General features: G+C 62.1%; 19 protein-coding genes. 3 read left to right on the top strand and 16 right to left on the bottom strand.

All coding sequences use genetic code 11. The features are described 5' to 3' along the window. Positions 1-47: 47 nt before the first annotated feature. From phnE (AS026_RS36055) to phnC, 4 genes are all read right to left on the bottom strand, one after another. Positions 48-1,388 (bottom strand): phosphonate ABC transporter, permease protein PhnE, encoded by a 1,341-nt coding sequence (gene phnE / locus AS026_RS36055; RefSeq protein WP_025658596.1) that lies wholly within the window; start codon positions 1,386-1,388, stop codon positions 48-50. An 8-nt stretch (positions 1,389-1,396) separates the two neighbouring features. After that, entirely contained in the window at positions 1,397-2,368 is a 972-nt protein-coding gene (gene phnE / locus AS026_RS36050) for a phosphonate ABC transporter, permease protein PhnE (protein ID WP_018116735.1), read from the bottom strand. Positions 2,369-2,438: 70 nt separating this feature from the next. Beyond that, entirely contained in the window at positions 2,439-3,344 is a 906-nt protein-coding gene (gene phnD, locus AS026_RS36045) for a phosphonate ABC transporter substrate-binding protein (protein WP_062375778.1), read from the bottom strand. An 88-nt stretch (positions 3,345-3,432) separates the two neighbouring features. Then, the gene (gene phnC / locus AS026_RS36040) at positions 3,433-4,278 is read right to left on the bottom strand and encodes a phosphonate ABC transporter ATP-binding protein (protein WP_062375773.1); all 846 of its coding nucleotides are present in this window, start codon (positions 4,276-4,278) and stop codon (positions 3,433-3,435) included. 262 nt (positions 4,279-4,540) lie between these two features. Here phnC and AS026_RS36035 point away from each other — a divergent pair, with 262 nt between their 5' ends. After that, positions 4,541-4,753, top strand: coding sequence for a hypothetical protein (locus AS026_RS36035; RefSeq protein WP_016552344.1), 213 nt, complete (start codon positions 4,541-4,543; stop codon positions 4,751-4,753). A gap of 155 nt (positions 4,754-4,908) precedes the next feature. Here the strand turns inward: AS026_RS36035 and AS026_RS36030 are convergent, their stop codons facing one another. From AS026_RS36030 to phnG, 9 genes are all read right to left on the bottom strand, one after another. Continuing rightward, positions 4,909-5,439, bottom strand: coding sequence for a ribonuclease H family protein (locus tag AS026_RS36030; protein WP_025658594.1), 531 nt, complete (start codon positions 5,437-5,439; stop codon positions 4,909-4,911). Positions 5,440-5,517: 78 nt separating this feature from the next. Beyond that, entirely contained in the window at positions 5,518-5,919 is a 402-nt protein-coding gene (locus tag AS026_RS36025) for a hypothetical protein (RefSeq protein WP_018116731.1), read from the bottom strand. A gap of 355 nt (positions 5,920-6,274) precedes the next feature. Beyond that, on the bottom strand, positions 6,275-6,892 hold the full coding sequence (locus AS026_RS36020; protein WP_062375769.1) for an LbetaH domain-containing protein: 618 nt from the start codon (positions 6,890-6,892) through the stop codon (positions 6,275-6,277). Next, positions 6,889-7,599 (bottom strand): phosphonate C-P lyase system protein PhnL, encoded by a 711-nt coding sequence (gene phnL, locus AS026_RS36015; RefSeq protein ID WP_025658592.1) that lies wholly within the window; start codon positions 7,597-7,599, stop codon positions 6,889-6,891. Before phnL ends, AS026_RS36020 begins: the two co-directional genes overlap by 4 nt. A 64-nt stretch (positions 7,600-7,663) precedes the next feature. After that, complete coding sequence (phnK, locus tag AS026_RS36010; protein ID WP_062375765.1) at positions 7,664-8,440, bottom strand: phosphonate C-P lyase system protein PhnK; 777 nt, start codon at positions 8,438-8,440, stop codon at positions 7,664-7,666. Further along, positions 8,437-9,318: an alpha-D-ribose 1-methylphosphonate 5-phosphate C-P-lyase PhnJ gene (locus AS026_RS36005; RefSeq protein ID WP_025658590.1), complete on the bottom strand. Its 882-nt coding sequence runs from the start codon at positions 9,316-9,318 to the stop codon at positions 8,437-8,439. The genes phnK and AS026_RS36005 overlap by 4 nt, the downstream gene beginning before the upstream one ends. Continuing rightward, entirely contained in the window at positions 9,315-10,424 is a 1,110-nt protein-coding gene (locus AS026_RS36000) for a carbon-phosphorus lyase complex subunit (RefSeq protein WP_025658589.1), read from the bottom strand. The genes AS026_RS36005 and AS026_RS36000 overlap by 4 nt, the downstream gene beginning before the upstream one ends. Before the next feature lie 3 nt (positions 10,425-10,427). Continuing rightward, a complete protein-coding gene (phnH, locus tag AS026_RS35995; RefSeq protein ID WP_062375762.1) occupies positions 10,428-11,051 on the bottom strand; it encodes a phosphonate C-P lyase system protein PhnH in 624 nt (207 codons plus the stop codon). Further along, positions 11,051-11,518, bottom strand: coding sequence for a phosphonate C-P lyase system protein PhnG (gene phnG, locus AS026_RS35990; protein WP_062375757.1), 468 nt, complete (start codon positions 11,516-11,518; stop codon positions 11,051-11,053). The genes phnH and phnG overlap by 1 nt, the downstream gene beginning before the upstream one ends. A 98-nt stretch (positions 11,519-11,616) precedes the next feature. Here phnG and phnF point away from each other — a divergent pair, with 98 nt between their 5' ends. Next, positions 11,617-12,348: a phosphonate metabolism transcriptional regulator PhnF gene (gene phnF / locus AS026_RS35985; RefSeq protein WP_025658587.1), complete on the top strand. Its 732-nt coding sequence runs from the start codon at positions 11,617-11,619 to the stop codon at positions 12,346-12,348. Positions 12,349-12,407: 59 nt separating this feature from the next. Here the strand turns inward: phnF and AS026_RS35980 are convergent, their stop codons facing one another. Next, positions 12,408-13,274, bottom strand: coding sequence for an oxidoreductase (locus AS026_RS35980; RefSeq protein WP_025658586.1), 867 nt, complete (start codon positions 13,272-13,274; stop codon positions 12,408-12,410). A gap of 86 nt (positions 13,275-13,360) precedes the next feature. Between AS026_RS35980 and AS026_RS35975 the strand changes: the two genes are divergently transcribed. After that, the gene (locus tag AS026_RS35975) at positions 13,361-13,774 is read left to right on the top strand and encodes a winged helix-turn-helix transcriptional regulator (RefSeq protein ID WP_018116721.1); all 414 of its coding nucleotides are present in this window, start codon (positions 13,361-13,363) and stop codon (positions 13,772-13,774) included. A 64-nt stretch (positions 13,775-13,838) separates the two neighbouring features. Here the strand turns inward: AS026_RS35975 and AS026_RS35970 are convergent, their stop codons facing one another. Further along, positions 13,839-14,474 carry a 2,3-bisphosphoglycerate-dependent phosphoglycerate mutase gene (locus AS026_RS35970; protein WP_018116720.1) on the bottom strand — a complete coding sequence of 212 codons (636 nt, stop codon included), beginning with the start codon at positions 14,472-14,474 and terminating at the stop codon, positions 13,839-13,841. Between the two features lie 21 nt (positions 14,475-14,495). Then, positions 14,496-15,320 (bottom strand): 4-hydroxy-tetrahydrodipicolinate reductase, encoded by an 825-nt coding sequence (gene dapB / locus AS026_RS35965; protein ID WP_018855274.1) that lies wholly within the window; start codon positions 15,318-15,320, stop codon positions 14,496-14,498. Positions 15,321-15,328: the final 8 nt, after the last annotated feature.

Raw genomic sequence — 15,328 nt, 5'->3', positions numbered from 1 at the left:
GATTTCCGTGACAGAATGATGATGGTCCTGAACGATCCCGCGCTTTTTCAGTGGGCCTTGGTCCCCATCAGACGGTGACGCAGGGCGTTCGACGCCATGTCGAACAGGAACACGACGATCAGGATCAGCAGCACCATGTAGGCGACGTTTTCCCAGTTCGCGTTGGTGCGCATCGCTTCCCACAGCTTGAGACCGATGCCGCCAGCGCCAACCGCGCCGATGATCGTTGCGCCGCGTACGTTCGATTCCCACTGGTAGAGCGTCTGGCTGACGAAGACCGGGACGATCTGCGGGATGATGCCGTAGCGATGGGTGAGCACGGTGGAGGCACCGGTCGACTTGATGCCTTCGCGCGGCTTGTTGTCGACGTTTTCCAGGCCCTCGGAATAGAGCTTGCCGAGCGTGCCCGTTTCCGTGAGGAAAATCGCGCCGGAACCGGCCAAGGGACCGGGTCCGAAGGCGCGGGTCAGAAAGAGCGCCCAGATCAACATGTCGACCGAGCGCAGGAAATCAAAGAACCGCTTCAGGACCTGGTTCAGGACCTTGTTCGGGGTGATATTGCGCGCAGCCAGAAAGGCCAGCGGGAAAGCAAGCAACGCGCCGAGCAGCGTTCCCAGAAAGGCCATCACGATGGTCTGGAACAGCTTGGTCCAGACGTCGCCATGCTGCCAGGCGCTGTTGTGCCAGATATTATCGAAGGCAAGCGACAGGTTGGACTGACCGGGCTTCAGGTCCGGACCCGAAACGATCAGGCTGATAACCTCGGTCGCTGGCTTGTCGAAGAACGGCGACTGCGTGTCGAAGACAAAATTCGCCCAACCGAGGAAGCGCTTGCGGACTTTCACGCGATCGACCGAGATGCTGACATCGCCGGCAAATCCGAGATCGGCAAGGACGTTGTCATCGTAGACCGTCATCCAGGCAGGGACCGGGCCCACGACCTTCGGGGCGCCGCTGGAGAAGTCCACCGGCACGCTGATGCCATGGGCAGTGACAACCGTTTCCTTGCTGGAGATCGTGACCGTGCGGCTTGTGCCCCTGACGGAGGCTGTGAGGCTGCCATCGGGATTGCTCACAACCCAGTCGGGATGCGGATCGTCGCCGAGCGGCGAGAAGCGCGGATACTTGACCGTAATGCCATCATCACCGATGCGGAACTCAGGCTGCACGTCATAGCTGACCCATTGGCTGAGATAGAGGCCGACGCGCTCCCAGTGAGCTTCGGCAAGCAGCTTCGGCAGGTCGAAGAACCAGGTCGCGTAAAGCGCATAGACGAGAGTCGCGATCACGATCATCAGGCCGCCGAAGCGCTGCTTGAAGGACCGTTTGAAATATTCCGGATAGCGCTGCTCGATCTCGTGCATCCGGTTGGCGTCGATCACCGTCATGGCGGACCTCAATGCTGCAAAAGGAAGGCGTGCTCGCCGACGAGGCGGCGGCGCAGCCATGCGGAGAACTGGTCGACCGCAACGATGGTGATGAAAAGCAGGAGAACGAGCGCCATCGTCTTGGCGCCGAATCCACGCGAAATGGAGAGCTTCAGCTCCTCGCCGATACCGCCGCCGCCGACCGCGCCGATGATGGTGGAGGCGCGGACGTTGATCTCGAGGCGAAGGAGTGCGTAGGAAACGAAGTTCGGCATGACCTGCGGCAGGGCAGCGAAGCGGACACGCTCCGACCAGCTGGCGCCGACGGCTTTCATGCCTTCATCCGGCTTCATGTCGATGTTTTCGACGACCTCATAGAAGAGTTTGCCGAGCGCCCCGATAGTGTGCAGGCTGACCGCGATGATCGCGGCAACCGGACCGATCGACAGGATGGCCGAAAACAGGCCGGCGATGACGATCTCGGGGAAGGCACGCAGGAATTCCGTCAGACGCTTGGCGACGATGCGCAGCGGATTGGATGGTGCCAGATTGCGGGCCACGAGAAAGCTCAGCGGCACGGCGAAAATGAAGCCGATCAGGGTGGAGACGAGCGCGACATTGATCGTGATGATCATCAGCTCGAAATATTCGGGGATATAGAAACCGCCCCAGACATAAACCCGGCCCTCGGCGAAATTGTACTCCTCGCCGGTCTTCTGGATCGGGCTTGCGACATCGAACAGGGCGCGCCAGACATCATTCCAATCCTTGGGAATGAGCCAGCTCAGAAAATCGAAGAGATGCGGCAGGCGCTCGAAGAAATGGCCGGCATTGCTTTCGTCCGCGAACCGTACCGAGGCGACAAAGGCAGCCAGCAGGATCACCAGCCCGAGACCGGTATAGAGGCGACGGCGGGCCACCATCTTGCTCCAGGCGTCACCGATTTCACTTGCGCTTTGCTGGACGGCGGGCGCTTGGGCGTTGGGATCGGCAAAAGTCATGAAGGGTGTCCGCTTTCTTCGCAGGAAAAAGGGCGGCTTGTGACGGCCGCCCTCCAACTGTCAGGATCGATCAACCGCCGATGGCAGCCTTACGAGCGTCGATGATGGCGTTGTAGAAGTCAGCCTGAACCTTGGTGTAGCCCTGGTAGTCGCCGCCTTCGATGGCTGCGAAGCACTTGGCATCCTTTTCCGGGAGCTTCATGAAGAAGTCGGTGAGCTTGGCCTGCCAATCAGCGCCGAGTTCGTTGCGAACGACGAGCGGGCCGTTCGGGATCAGCGGCGAACGCCAGACTTCAACCAGCTTGTTCGGGTCTACGGTGCCCTTGTCGACAGCCTTGCGGAAGGTGCCGGAGGTGTAGCCGTCCTTGAAATCGCCGATGCCTGAGGAGTCATCAACAGCGATGTCGACCTTGCCGTCGTAAGCGGCGAGAAGGTTGTTCTCGTGGCCGCCGTTGAACTGCGTGGACGCGAAGTACTGGTCGTTCGGCATGCCAGTGTCCTTCGGGATCTGCGTCAGCGGGATCAGGTAGCCCGAGGTGGAGTCCGGATCGGCGTAGCCGAGCTTCTTGCCCTTTGCGTCCTTGATGTCCTTGATGCCGGAGGACTTCAGGGCGAGACCGATCGAGTGGTAGCCCGTCGAGCCGTCCTTCTGAACCGTCGTCAGGATCGGCGTAACGGCCTTCTCGTCCTTGATGGCGATGGCGGCGTAGCCGGAAGCGCCGAGCTCCGCGAAGTCGAGCGTGCCGCCGAGCAGACCCTGGATAACGCCGTCATAGTCAGCAGCCGGGAAGAGCGAAACCTTCTCGAAGCCGAACTCGGTCTTCAGGTGGTCAGCCAGGCAAGCGTAGTTGCGCAGGCGGTCGGCTTCGTTTTCGCCGCCGAGGATGCCGACGCGGAATTCCTTGAGGTCTGCGGCATGCGAGACGCCGGCAAGCGCAAACAGCGCCGTCGCGGCAAAGAGTGCTTTCTTCAACATGGTACTCTCCTGATTGACCGGTGTCCCCGGCGATCTCTGGTTAGAAGAAGGTGCCCATAACGCGGGCTTACGATCGAGGCCGCCCCTCTCAGAGACCGGCCAGCGCCAGCGGTTGCAAGCCGGCGGATTGATTGGCGGCAACGGCCGCTGGAATGTTGATCGAGGTCGAGGTCATCGTCTCGTCGATGCCGGCGCCATCCTTGTCGGTGCCGTAGATCTGCTTGACGGCATCGGCGGTCAATTCGGAAGGCCTGCCATCGAACACGACGCGGCCAGCGGCCATCCCGACGATGCGTTCGCAATAGTTGCGGGCCGTATCGAGCGTATGAAGGTTGGTGATGACGGTGATGCCTTCGCGCTCGTTGATATCGCGCAGCGCGTCCATGACGATCTTCGCATTGAGCGGGTCGAGCGAGGCGATCGGCTCGTCGGCAAGCACCATCTTCGGGTTCTGCATCAGGGCGCGGGCAATCGCCACGCGCTGCTGCTGGCCGCCCGACAGAGTGCCGGCCATCTGCAAAGCCGTCTGCTCGATGCCGAGACGCTCAAGGGCAGCGATGGCGTGGATGCGCTCTTCGCGGCTAAAAAGACCGAGCAGGCTCATCGTGGTCGAACGATGGTTGAGACGACCGAGCATGACGTTGGTCAGAACGTCGAGACGCGGAACGAGATTGAACTGCTGGAAGATCATCGCGCAATCACGCTGCCAGTTGCGCAGCGCCTGGCCACGGAGACTGGAAACCTCGACGCCGGCGAAATGGATCGAGCCCGACGTCGGCTCCTGCAGGCGGTTGATCATCCGCAGAAGCGTGGACTTGCCGGCGCCGGACCGGCCGATGATGCCGACCATCTGGCCCTGAGGAATGTCGAGCGTCACGGAATCAACAGCTGTCTTCTTTCCGAAACGGCGGGTGACATTCTTCAGTTCGAACATCATGCTCTTCCTCATAGTCCAGATGCGATATGAGGGAGTGCATTAGTCCCGGTTCATGAACCTCCAATGTCAGTTTTATGTAAGGACTGTCATAATCGAGTTTTGGGGCATAACGAAACCCGGCCGGTTTGCATGAAGATAAGAGCCTGCCGGTCGGCGTCTCGCCTCGCGATTTCAACCCCCGGCCTGTCGCCATTGACGGTTGACCGGACCGCCAGTCGATGGCAGGCAATCCGGGACCCGACGATAGTGGAGTAAAGCGATGGACCAGACACTCTTCAAAAGCCTGTGCAAAGACGGGAAGTTCAAAGAGGCCCTCGCTCTCGCCATCCGCGGACACGAGGACGAGAAGTTCACACCCAGCCGCTTTTCCATGGACAAGAAGACCGGACTGCCGATCTTCTACCGCGGCAACAAGCGCGTCGAACCTGACGAGACCGGTGAATGGCAGCTGGCGAAGAACCCATGGGCGTGAGGGCCGAAGCCAAGAGTTGATTGCGGCAACGGCGACGGCGGCGCGTGCAGCCACCTGCCCTCAAGGCGTTTCGGACAGCTGCGAGCGATGGTCACGTGCCGGCGGCGCCTATTGGAAACCTGCACTTCCGCGCGCGGGCCGACGTGGGTCAACTCTCATCGGATACCCTTGCCACGCAGTGACAGGCGGCCGCGCTCGGCGAGTTCATCCGCGCGCTCGTTGCCGGCAAGGCCCGAATGGCCCTTGCACCAGGCGATCGTCAGCAGGCGATTGCGCGAGAGTTGAGCGTCTATCGCCTTCCAAAGATCCGGATTTGCGATGGTGCGGCTTCGGACCTTCGCGTTGGCGCTTATCTTCTTCCAGCCGTTGTTCTTCCAGATGTGGCGCCAGTGATTGCAGCCTTTGACGGCGTAAACGGAGTCGGACCAGACGACGGCTGTTTCCCCCGCTGCATTGCTGTTGATCCACGCCACCGCTTCGAGCAGCGCGATCAGTTCCGTCGCATTGCTGGCGGTGTCCCTGACGCAGCCAAAACCGGAGGCGACTTCGGCATCGTCGCGAAAGACCACAAATGCCCAGCCGCCCTCCCCTGAATCGGGTTCGTAACAACCGTCGGCGAAGACGTGGAGATCGTGCCTGGAGCCAATATTTTCAGCAAGGAGAATAGTGTCGGTGTTGTCGGTCATTTGCGCCTTGTGACATCCATCCGCGAGGACGGATCGCGGGAGGCTCGGTCTTATACCGAACCACCAGGAACGCCAGACTTATTCGGCAGCCGCCAGAAACACCGTGTTCTCTGACGAAGACGCAAGGGCGCGAACCTTGGCTTCCGTCTTGGCGATCAACCGGTAGAACTCGTCCTGCGCGTCGACATCGAGCTGGATGACGGCATTTACGTCGTCCGGCGTATCGCAGACGCAGGCGACCGCCGATATCGGACAGATACCACCCGGATAGCGCTTGCCGGTTCCCGTGTAGGCGCGGCGGCCCCAATGCTCGGAATAGACCGTTTCCTCACGATCAAGCTCCAGGATCGTGCCCTTGCAGGCGGTCACGATCGCAGCCTTGCCGTAGGCGAACCAATGATAGTTGAGCTTGCGCAGAATATACTTGCCAGTGATATCTTCGCCGGCCAATTCCGCCGGATCTTCAATCATTCTGATCATGATGACTTCCTCAAGATCAGTCTAATATCCATGAAGTAGGTTTACGAGACAAGTCGGAAAAGGGTAGCTTTTGTAAAGACTTAGTCACAATGTGTTTCCGATTCTTACAGGAATTGGCATTCGCGCAAGCTCATCCACGCCCAAGACGCGTGGTTATCCTTGCGGCAAACAGGGGTCGTCTCCTGTTCTTTCTTAGCAGAGACTGGCGCGACTATTGTGACAATGGGGTGAGCCGATGCTTCGTCGGCTGCAAGTTTTAGGCACCCAGGCGTGCCGCGAGCAACGGCGGTCAGCCGGCCGATTTTGGGCCGGTCAAGCTCCGGGCAGAATGAGCGCCCCAGTCTGGGGCGCCCGATCATGCTTCGTAGCGGGCGAGGAAATCTTCGGCGCTCAGCGCGCGGAAATCGGCCAGCGCGACCCGCAGGCGGTCGTGCTCCCAATCCCACCAGGCGAGCTTGTCCATGCGTTCGCCGACCTCCTTCGGGAAGCGTTCGCGGATCAGCTTGGCGGGGACGCCGCCGACGATGGTGTAAGGGGCAACATCCTTGGAGACGACGGCACCGGCGCCGATGACCGCGCCATTGCCGACCGTAACACCTGGCAGGATGGTCACACCGTGGCCGATCCAGACGTCATGGCCGACGACGACGCGGTTGGAGCGACGCCATTCGAAGAAATCGGTCTCCATATCGGCATCCGGCCAATAGTCGGCGGCGCGATAGGTGAAATGGTGCAGCGTTGCGCGCCAGGTCGGGTGGTTGGTGGCGTTGATGCGCACCGAGGCGGCGATGTTGACGAACTTGCCGATCGTCGCGCACCAGATGGCGCCGTCCTGCATGACATAGGAATAGTCGCCGAACTCGACTTCCTCGATGCGGCAACGCTCCGAGACCTCCGTGAAGCGGCCGAAGGTGGCGTTCTTCACGGATGCCGTTTCATGGAAATAGGGCTCGAGGCCAATCATGCGGCTCATGCGGCGATTGCCTTTCGCGGCGAGAACTTCTGAACGTCGAGAATGCGGTCGGCGACGGCCTCGCGCACTTCCTCATCGTGGAAGATGCCGAGAAGGGCGACGCCCGCCTTCTTCTTCTCCTCGATCATGCCGACGACGACGGCGCGGTTCCTGGCGTCGAGCGAGGCCGTCGGCTCGTCGAGGAGCAGGACGGTATGCTCGGTGATGAAGCCGCGGGCGATATTGACGCGCTGCTGCTCGCCGCCGGAGAAAGTGGCGGGCGGGAGCTGCCAGAGCGCTTCCGGCAGGTTCAGCTTCGAGAGAAGGTTTGCCGCCTTCTCCCGCGCCGTTTCCGCCTTCTCGCCGCGGGCGACCAGCGGCTCGGCAACAACGTCAATCGCCGCGACACGCGGCACGGTGCGCAGGAACTGGCTGACATAGCCGAGTGTGTGGCGACGAACGTCGATGATCGTGCGCGGGTCAGCGGTCGCCAGATCGACGATCTTGTCATGATGCTTGATGAGGATCTGGCCGCTATCGACGGCATAGTTGCCGTAGGTCATCTTCAGGAGCGAGCTCTTGCCGATGCCCGAAGGGCCGCCGAGGACGACGCATTCCCCGGATGCCACGGAAAAGGATACGTCCGAAACGACCGGCAGCTTGATGCCGTCGCGCAGGTGCATGGTGAAGCTCTTGACGACTTCAGAAACAACGAGTGGCGTTGCCATGATTTCTTTCCTTAGTTTCGCTTGCCACGGACACCTGTAGCCGGAGTCCGAACAGCATTCGCGATCAGACCTGCAGGATGGAGGAAACGAGGAGCTGCGTGTACGGCTCGCGCGGATCGTCGAGGACGCGATCGGTCAGCCCATGCTCGACGACATGGCCATCCTTCATCACCATCATGCGGTGCGACAGCAGGCGCGCGACGGCGAGGTCGTGGGTGACGATGATCGCGGCAAGGCCTAGATCGTTGACGAGACCACGCACGAGATCGAGCAAGCGCGCCTGCACCGACACGTCGAGGCCGCCGGTCGGCTCGTCCATGAACACCAGACGCGGGCCGGTCACCAGATTGCGGGCGATCTGCAGACGCTGGCGCATGCCGCCGGAGAAGGCGCGCGGCTGGTCATCGATACGGCCTTCGTCGATCTCGACGCGCTGCAGCCAGTCGATAGCTGTGGAGCGGATGTTGCCGTAGTGGCGGTCGCCGATCGCCATCAGGCGTTCGCCGACATTTGCACCCGCAGACACCGTCATGCGCAGACCGTCAGCCGGATTCTGATGCACGAAACCCCAGTCCGTGCGCATCAGGAAGCGGCGCTCGGCTTCGTTCATGCGGTAGAGGTCGCGATAGGCGCCGTCGCGCATGTGGTATTCGACGCTGCCGGTGGTCGGCATCAACCGCGTCGAGATGCAATTGAGCAGCGTCGTCTTGCCTGAGCCGGATTCACCGACGATGGCGAGCACTTCGCCGGGCCAGAGCTCGAAGGAGACGTTCCGGCAGCCGATACGGTTGCCGTAGAACTTCGAGACGTCGTTGACTTTGAGAAGCGGGGTGTCGCTCATTCGGCGGCCTCCTGATTGGGTGCCAACATCTCGCCGGCATGCCCATGGGCGCGGCGATCTTCGCAATGGTCAGTGTCGGAGCAGACGAACATGCGCCCGCCCTTGTCATCGAGGATGACCTCGTCGAGATAGACCTCTTCCGCGCCGCAGAGCGCACAGGGCTTGCCGAAGCGCTGGATCTCGAAGGGATAGTCGTCGAAATCGAGGCTGACGACTTCGGTGTAGGGCGGAACGGCATAGATGCGCTTCTCGCGCCCTGCCCCGAAGAGCTGCAGCGCGTCCGACATGTGCATTTTCGGATTGTCGAACTTCGGCGTCGGCGACGGGTCCATGACGTAGCGGCCGGCGACCTTGACCGGATAGGCATAGGTCTTGGAGATGCGGCCGTTATGCGCGATGTCCTCATAGAGCTTCACATGCATGAGACCGTATTCCTCAAGCGCGTGCATCTTGCGGGTTTCGGTCTCGCGCGGCTCGAGGAAGCGCAGCGGTTCCGGGATCGGAACCTGGTAGACCAGCACCTGGTTGGCGGCGAGCTTTTCTTCCGGGATACGGTGGCGGGTCTGGATGATCGTTGCATCCTTGGTATGCGTCGTCACTGCGACGCTTGCGACCTTCTGGAAGAATGCGCGGATCGAGACGGCGTTGGTCGTATCGTCGGCGCCCTGGTCGATGACCTTCAGCACGTCATCCGGCCCGATGATCGAGGCCGTGACCTGCACGCCGCCGGTGCCCCAGCCGTACGGCATCGGCATTTCGCGCGAGGCGAAGGGTACCTGGTAGCCGGGGATGGCGATCGCCTTCAAGATCGCGCGGCGGATCATGCGCTTCGTCTGTTCGTCGAGGTAAGCGAAATTGTAGCTGGCTAGATCGGTCATTCCGCAGCCTCCTTGATAGTGTCATCGCCGCCGATGCGGTTGGCTTCGAATTCGTTGCGCATGCGGCGAACCAAATCGAGTTCCGCCTGGAAGTCGACGTAGTGCGGCAACTTCAAGTGTTCGACGAAGCCGGTCGACTGCACATTGTCGGCATGCGAGATGACGAATTCCTCGTCCTGTGCCGGAGCCGTGATGTCCTCGCCGAGTTCTTCGGCGCGCAGCGCACGATCGACGAGCGACATGGACATTGCCTTGCGCTCGCTCTGGCCGAAGACCAGGCCGTAGCCTCGGGTAAACTGCGGCGGTGCCTTGGACGAACCCTTGAACTGGTTGACCATCTGGCATTCGGTCAGCTGGATGGTGCCGAGCGAGACGGCGAAGCCGAGTTCGGGAACATCGAACTCCACTTCCACTTCGCCGATGCGGATTTCGCCGGTGAAGGGATGGTTGCGGCCGTAGCCGCGCTGCGTGGAATAGCCGAGCGCCAGCAGGAAGCCTTCATCGCCACGCGCCAGCGCCTGCAGGCGCAGATCGCGGGTCATCGGGAATTCCATCGGCTCGCGGGTCAGGTCGCCGATCTCGTGATCCTCCGGCATTTCGCCATCGCCCTCGATCAGGCCTTCCTGCGCCAGGATTTCCGAAACGCGCATGACGCGGCCAGTTTCTGCCTCGCGAAGCGTCGGTTCTTCGACAGCTTCGTCAGTCAGCAGCGAAGGGTCGAGAAGGCGATGCGTGTAGTCGAAGGTCGGGCCGAGCAGTTGGCCGCCGGGCAGATCCTTGTAGGTGGCGGAGACGCGACGCTCGATCTTCATGCGGGCGGTGTCAACAGGCTTGCTATAGCCGAAGCGCGGTAGCGTCGTGCGATAGGCGCGAAGCAGGAAGATCGCTTCGATCATGTCGCCGCGCGACTGGCGGACGGCAAGCGCTGCAAGCGTGCGATCGTAGAGCGAGGCTTCGGCCATGACACGGTCGACCGCCAGCGCCAGCTGCGCCACGATCTGGTCGATACCGATAGCCGGCAACGAACGGTCGCCGCGACGGCGATCCGCCAGCAGGCGATGGGCGTTGGCAATGGCGGCCTCGCCCCCTTTGACAGCAACATACATGGGTCACATCTCCGTCGCGGTGATCTTGGTGGTGCGCGGCAGGCAGACGAACCGGCTGCCCGAGGTCAGCACGATGTCGATGCCGCGCGGGAAGAGGGCGCGGTTCTCCGTCCATAGGCGGAGGAAGGTATCTGGCAGGCCAAGCGGCGCGATGTCGGTGACCATCTTGATGCCGGGGCCCATGAGCGCCAGCTTACGGCCGCCTTCGATATCCGCCAGTTCGATGACAACAGTCGTCGAACGGTCCGGATACTCCTGCGTGCCTGCGGCGAAGAGACCGAACGACGACAGAGGTGTTCCGGCTTCGACAAAGGCGAAGCGCGCTTCGGCCTTCTCCGACGTCACCGGCGCCCCGGTATGGAAGCCGAGCCATTGCGGCACGGCGGATTTTGCCAGCCCTGATGACAGCCAGACGGGCGTGTCATGGTCGCAGAGCGTGAGGGCGATCGCGCCTGATGCAACGCCGAGCGGGGCCGGCGGCAGAGCATCGGGGGCGACCGTCTGGATCGTGCCCGGACGCGCCATCGCATCCATCATCAGCTTGAACACGCTCTGGGCGTGGAAGACCGGCTCGGCGAAGCCTCCGGCCAACACGTCATTCTTAGGAACTTCCGTCTTGAGGCTCATCAGTCGTCTCCGCGAACCATGGTGAAGAAATCGACGCGCGTTGCCGCCGTCTCGTCGGCCTTGCGGCGATCGGCATCGGCGACGCGGGAAGCGATCGGCTGAAGAAGCGCCTGCTCGACAAGCGGCTGCGTTACCGGCTCCTGCCAGAGGGCGTCGAAGATGGCTGAAAGTCGGGCCTTCTCGCGATCGGTGCCGAGCACTTGGGCGTGACCGACGGTGCCTGATGCGAGGCGCACGGTGGCGCGGGTGACCGTTACCTCGCCGAGGTTGAACGGCGCACCGCCGCCACCCATCCGGCCGCGAACCATGACGAGGCCCATTTCCGGTCCACGCACCGGCTGGACCGCAGGCTTTTCCGCCAGCTTGTCCCATGCCGCCAGCAATTCCTGCCGTTCCGCGCGAGCAAGCAGGTCGATGACGCGCTTGCGCCCACCTGCCGCCGTCTCATTCTTTTCCGCTAAGGTCATCGCCACATCCTTTAAATGTCTATTGATATAGACAACTATACAAGATATGTTTAGGCTTAAAACGCAGACGTGACAAGCGTGTGACATCGAGGAGCGAAATGGCTGGGCAGGTACAAAGACAGACGGGCGTGGCGCTCTGGCGGCAGATCGCCGATCGCATCCGCCAGGCGATCAGCGCCGGTGCCTATGACGAGACCGGCATGGTGCCGCCCGAGACGCTTCTGGCGCAGCAGTTCGGCGTCAACAGGCATACCGTCAGAAGCGCGATCGCAGCCCTTGCCCAGGAAGGGATCGTGCGCGCCGTGCAGGGACGCGGCACGCTGATTGAGCGCAAGGAGCGTCTGAACTTTCCGATCACCAGGCGGACGCGGTTCACGGCCGGGATCGGCGAGCAGGCGCGCGCGATGCGCGGGCTGCTGCTCAGTCACAGCGAGGAAAGAGCGGACGAAGAGGTGGCGCGCTGGCTGAAGCTGCGGGCGGGGGCGCCCGTGATCCGCATGGAGACGGTGCGCAAGGCCGACGACCGGCCGGTCTCGTGCGCAACGGCTTGGTTTCCGGCGGAACGCTTTGCGGGCTTGCCCGCAGTCTACGAGAAGACGGAATCGATCACCCGTGCCTTTGCCGACCTCGGCCTCTCCGACTATGTCCGCGCGACGACGGAGATCACCGCCGCCCATGCCGATGCCGCCGACCTTGCCGCGCTCGAACTGACACCGGGAGCGATCGTGCTCATCACCAAGGCTGTCAACACCGATCTCGAGGGCGTTCCGGTGCAATACGCGATCACGCGGTTTTCAGCGGATCGCGTGCAGTTCACGATCGAGAACTAAGCGAAGGCGAGTCGTGTCGGGGGCCCAGGGATTTCTGCCATAGTCCGCGAGCGAAAAGGCTATTTTCCCTCCCAAGGGAACTTTCCCGCACCCGCCCCGGGTTCGAAATCGGTGGAGACGCTGAGGTCGCGCCATTGCCGATGGGCCTCCGCCCTGACGGCATCGTTCTGTTCGACGCCGCGCACCGCATCGCTGCCGAGCAGCACGCGCAGCGGCGGTTCGGCGAGGCTGGCCACGTAAACCACTGCGGCAGCCGCCTTCGCCGGGTCGCCCGGCTGCTTGCCGTTATAGTCGCGCTGGTAGCGAGCCATCTTGCCGACCGTGTCTTCGTATTCCGGGCGACCCTCGCGAAGTTGCGTGGACGCACCGGCGAAATCGGTCCGGAAGCCGCCCGGCTCGACAATCGTCACCTTGAGGCCGAGCGGGCCAACCTCTCTGTTGAGAACCTCCGAAAACCCCTCGACGCCCCACTTGGCCGCGGCATAGGGCGCGCGACCGGCGGGGCCGATGCGACCTCCGACGGAGGAAAACTGGATGATGTGGCCGAAGCCCTGCTCACGCATCAGCGGCAGGGCCGCCTTGGTGACGATGATCGTTCCGAACAGGTTGGTTTCGATCTGGGCGCGGAAATCGGCAAGGCAGGTGTCCTCGATCGATCCGACGTCGCCGTAGCCCGCATTGTTGACGAGCACGTCGAGGCGGCCGAACGTTTCTACCGCCGCCTTCACGGCGGAAGCGGCCGATTGTTCGTCGGTGACATCCAGAGATATCGTCAGGACGTTGTCGCCATAGCGCTTTTTAATGTCTTCAAGCTGCGAAGGATCGCGCGCTGTCGCGACCAGCTTGTGCCCTGCCGCCAGCACCGCCTCCGCAAGCGCCCTGCCGAGGCCGCGGGAACTGCCTGTAATCAACCAAACCTGTGACATCAGAAACCTCCTTGATCCGTCACGAGGGATATAGGGGAGGCAGTTTCATCTTGAAAGAAGGTACCCTGAGGATCTATACATACCTTATGGTAACCGTCCTGAACGATCATACATTCGACTTCTGTGAAACGCTGACGGACGAGGAGGACGCGCTTGCGCGCGCGATGCTGGAGCGCGCCAGTGCCAAATGGCCGCTGCGCGTCATGCACATATTGGCTGAGGCAAAAGGCCCCTTGCGCTTTTCGCGCGTTCTGGAACGGGTGGAAGGGATCAGCCAGAAGGTGCTGACGCAGACGCTGCGGACGCTTGAGAGCGACGGGCTAGTGACGCGGACGCTCTACCCGCAGGTGCCGCCACGCGTGGAATACGAATTGACGCCGCTTGGCGGTGAGCTTCTGGTGGAGGTGGTGACGCTCTGGCAGTGGATCGCCAATCGTCTGCCGGATTTCGAGGCTGCCCGGAAGAAGGCGCCTCAGGCGGAAAGCACGTCAGAAGGCTAAAAAGCCGGTGCCAACAAGTTGGAAAAGCGCCGCGCAGCAACAACAGATGCGCGGCGCCTTGATGTCAATGCGCGCCGGACATGTCGCCGAGCACTTCCTTGGAAGCGACGGTCGAGTCGGCGTTGAGCTTGTAGACCATGGGAACGCCCGTCGCGAGATTGAGCGCGAGGATCTGTTCCTTGGTCAGGCGGTCGAGCACCATGACAAGCGAACGCAGCGAGTTGCCATGGGCAGCGACCAGCACCTTTTCGCCGCGCAGGACCCTGGGCAGGATTTCCGTCAGGTAGTAAGGCCAGACGCGGGCACCGGTGTCGCGCAGGCTTTCGCCGCCCGGAGGCGGTACATCGTAGGAGCGACGCCAGATGTGGACCTGCTCCTCGCCCCACTTGGCGCGGGCGTCATCCTTGTTGAGGCCGGAAAGATCGCCGTAATCGCGCTCGTTCAGCGCCTGATCCTTGAAGGTCTTGAGGTCCGGCTGACCGACGTTGTCGAGAATGATCTTCAGGGTGTCCTGGGCGCGCTTCAGGTCCGAGGTGAAGGCGACGTCGAACTTGATGCCGTAATCGGCGAGCGCCTTGCCGCCGGTGTTGGCTTCCTGAATGCCGAGCTCGGTCAGTTCAGGGTCCTTCCAGCCGGTGAAAAGGTTCTTGAGGTTCCAGTCGCTCTGGCCGTGGCGAACGAGGACGAGAGTGCCGCTCATGAAAAATGCCTCCGAAATAGATTACTTTGAAGAAAGCCCGAGCACGTCGAGCATGGAATAGAGACCGGGCTTCTTGTCGCGCGCCCAGAGCGCTGCCTTGACGGCACCGCGGCCGAAGATCGAGCGATCGGTGGCGCTGTGCGACATCGTCACCGTTTCGCCTTCTCCGGCAAAGATCACCGAATGCTCGCCGACAACCGAGCCGCCGCGCAGCGTGGCAAACCCGATTGTGCCCTGCTCGCGCGGACCGGTGTGGCCGTCGCGCACCCGCACCGAATGCGAGGCGAGATCGACGCCCCTGCCCTTTGCAGCCGCATCACCCAAGAGCAGCGCCGTGCCCGAAGGGGCATCGACCTTGCGCTTGTGGTGCATTTCAAGCACTTCGATATCCCAGTCTGCGGGATCCAGTGCACGAGCGGCCTGCTCGACAAGAACACTGAGCAGGTTCACGCCGAGCCCCATATTGCCTGATTTGACGACACGGGCGTGACGCGCCGCGGCCGCGATCTTCGCATCGTCATCAGCAGAGCAGCCGGTCGTGCCGATGACATGGACAATGCGCGCCTGCGCAGCCAGCGCCGCGAACTCCACGGTGCCGGCGGGCGACGTGAAATCGAGGACGCCTTCGGCATGCAGAAAGGCCGCCAGCGGATCATCGCCGATGATAACGCCATTCGCGCCGAGACCGGCAATTTCGCCAGCATCCTTGCCGACGAAGGGAGAGCCCGGACGTTCGACCGCGGCATGCAGCGTCACGCCATCGATGGCGTGGATGAGACGGATGAGCGTCTGCCCCATGCGCCCTGCCGCGCCAACTACAACCAGTTTCATCGCAGCATCGGTCATGTCAGTCG

The sequence above is a fragment of the Rhizobium altiplani genome, from assembly GCF_001542405.1.
GTDB classification, from domain to species: Bacteria; Pseudomonadota; Alphaproteobacteria; order Rhizobiales; family Rhizobiaceae; genus Rhizobium; species Rhizobium altiplani.
Note: the sequence above shows the minus strand (reverse complement) of the source record. Positions and strands in the feature narration are given on the sequence as shown.

What these genes read in the sequence shown, in the direction of transcription:
- AS026_RS36025 (WP_018116731.1), bottom strand. Translation starts at nt 5,919, where the DNA reads ATGATCAGAATGATTGAAGATCCGGCGGAATTGGCCGGCGAAGATATC.
- AS026_RS36030 (WP_025658594.1), bottom strand. Translation starts at nt 5,439, where the DNA reads ATGACCGACAACACCGACACTATTCTCCTTGCTGAAAATATTGGCTCC.
- phnH (WP_062375762.1), bottom strand. Translation starts at nt 11,051, where the DNA reads ATGAGCCTCAAGACGGAAGTTCCTAAGAATGACGTGTTGGCCGGAGGC.
- phnF (WP_025658587.1), top strand. Translation starts at nt 11,617, where the DNA reads ATGGCTGGGCAGGTACAAAGACAGACGGGCGTGGCGCTCTGGCGGCAG.
- AS026_RS36020 (WP_062375769.1), bottom strand. Translation starts at nt 6,892, where the DNA reads ATGAGCCGCATGATTGGCCTCGAGCCCTATTTCCATGAAACGGCATCC.
- AS026_RS35975 (WP_018116721.1), top strand. Translation starts at nt 13,361, where the DNA reads ATGGTAACCGTCCTGAACGATCATACATTCGACTTCTGTGAAACGCTG.
- phnE (WP_018116735.1), bottom strand. Translation starts at nt 2,368, where the DNA reads ATGACTTTTGCCGATCCCAACGCCCAAGCGCCCGCCGTCCAGCAAAGC.
- AS026_RS35970 (WP_018116720.1), bottom strand. Translation starts at nt 14,474, where the DNA reads ATGAGCGGCACTCTCGTCCTCGTTCGCCACGGCCAGAGCGACTGGAAC.
- phnK (WP_062375765.1), bottom strand. Translation starts at nt 8,440, where the DNA reads ATGAGCGACACCCCGCTTCTCAAAGTCAACGACGTCTCGAAGTTCTAC.
- phnL (WP_025658592.1), bottom strand. Translation starts at nt 7,599, where the DNA reads ATGGCAACGCCACTCGTTGTTTCTGAAGTCGTCAAGAGCTTCACCATG.
- AS026_RS35980 (WP_025658586.1), bottom strand. Translation starts at nt 13,274, where the DNA reads ATGTCACAGGTTTGGTTGATTACAGGCAGTTCCCGCGGCCTCGGCAGG.
- phnD (WP_062375778.1), bottom strand. Translation starts at nt 3,344, where the DNA reads ATGTTGAAGAAAGCACTCTTTGCCGCGACGGCGCTGTTTGCGCTTGCC.
- phnC (WP_062375773.1), bottom strand. Translation starts at nt 4,278, where the DNA reads ATGTTCGAACTGAAGAATGTCACCCGCCGTTTCGGAAAGAAGACAGCT.
- AS026_RS36035 (WP_016552344.1), top strand. Translation starts at nt 4,541, where the DNA reads ATGGACCAGACACTCTTCAAAAGCCTGTGCAAAGACGGGAAGTTCAAA.
- AS026_RS36005 (WP_025658590.1), bottom strand. Translation starts at nt 9,318, where the DNA reads ATGACCGATCTAGCCAGCTACAATTTCGCTTACCTCGACGAACAGACG.
- phnE (WP_025658596.1), bottom strand. Translation starts at nt 1,388, where the DNA reads ATGACGGTGATCGACGCCAACCGGATGCACGAGATCGAGCAGCGCTAT.
- AS026_RS36000 (WP_025658589.1), bottom strand. Translation starts at nt 10,424, where the DNA reads ATGTATGTTGCTGTCAAAGGGGGCGAGGCCGCCATTGCCAACGCCCAT.
- phnG (WP_062375757.1), bottom strand. Translation starts at nt 11,518, where the DNA reads ATGACCTTAGCGGAAAAGAATGAGACGGCGGCAGGTGGGCGCAAGCGC.
- dapB (WP_018855274.1), bottom strand. Translation starts at nt 15,320, where the DNA reads ATGACCGATGCTGCGATGAAACTGGTTGTAGTTGGCGCGGCAGGGCGC.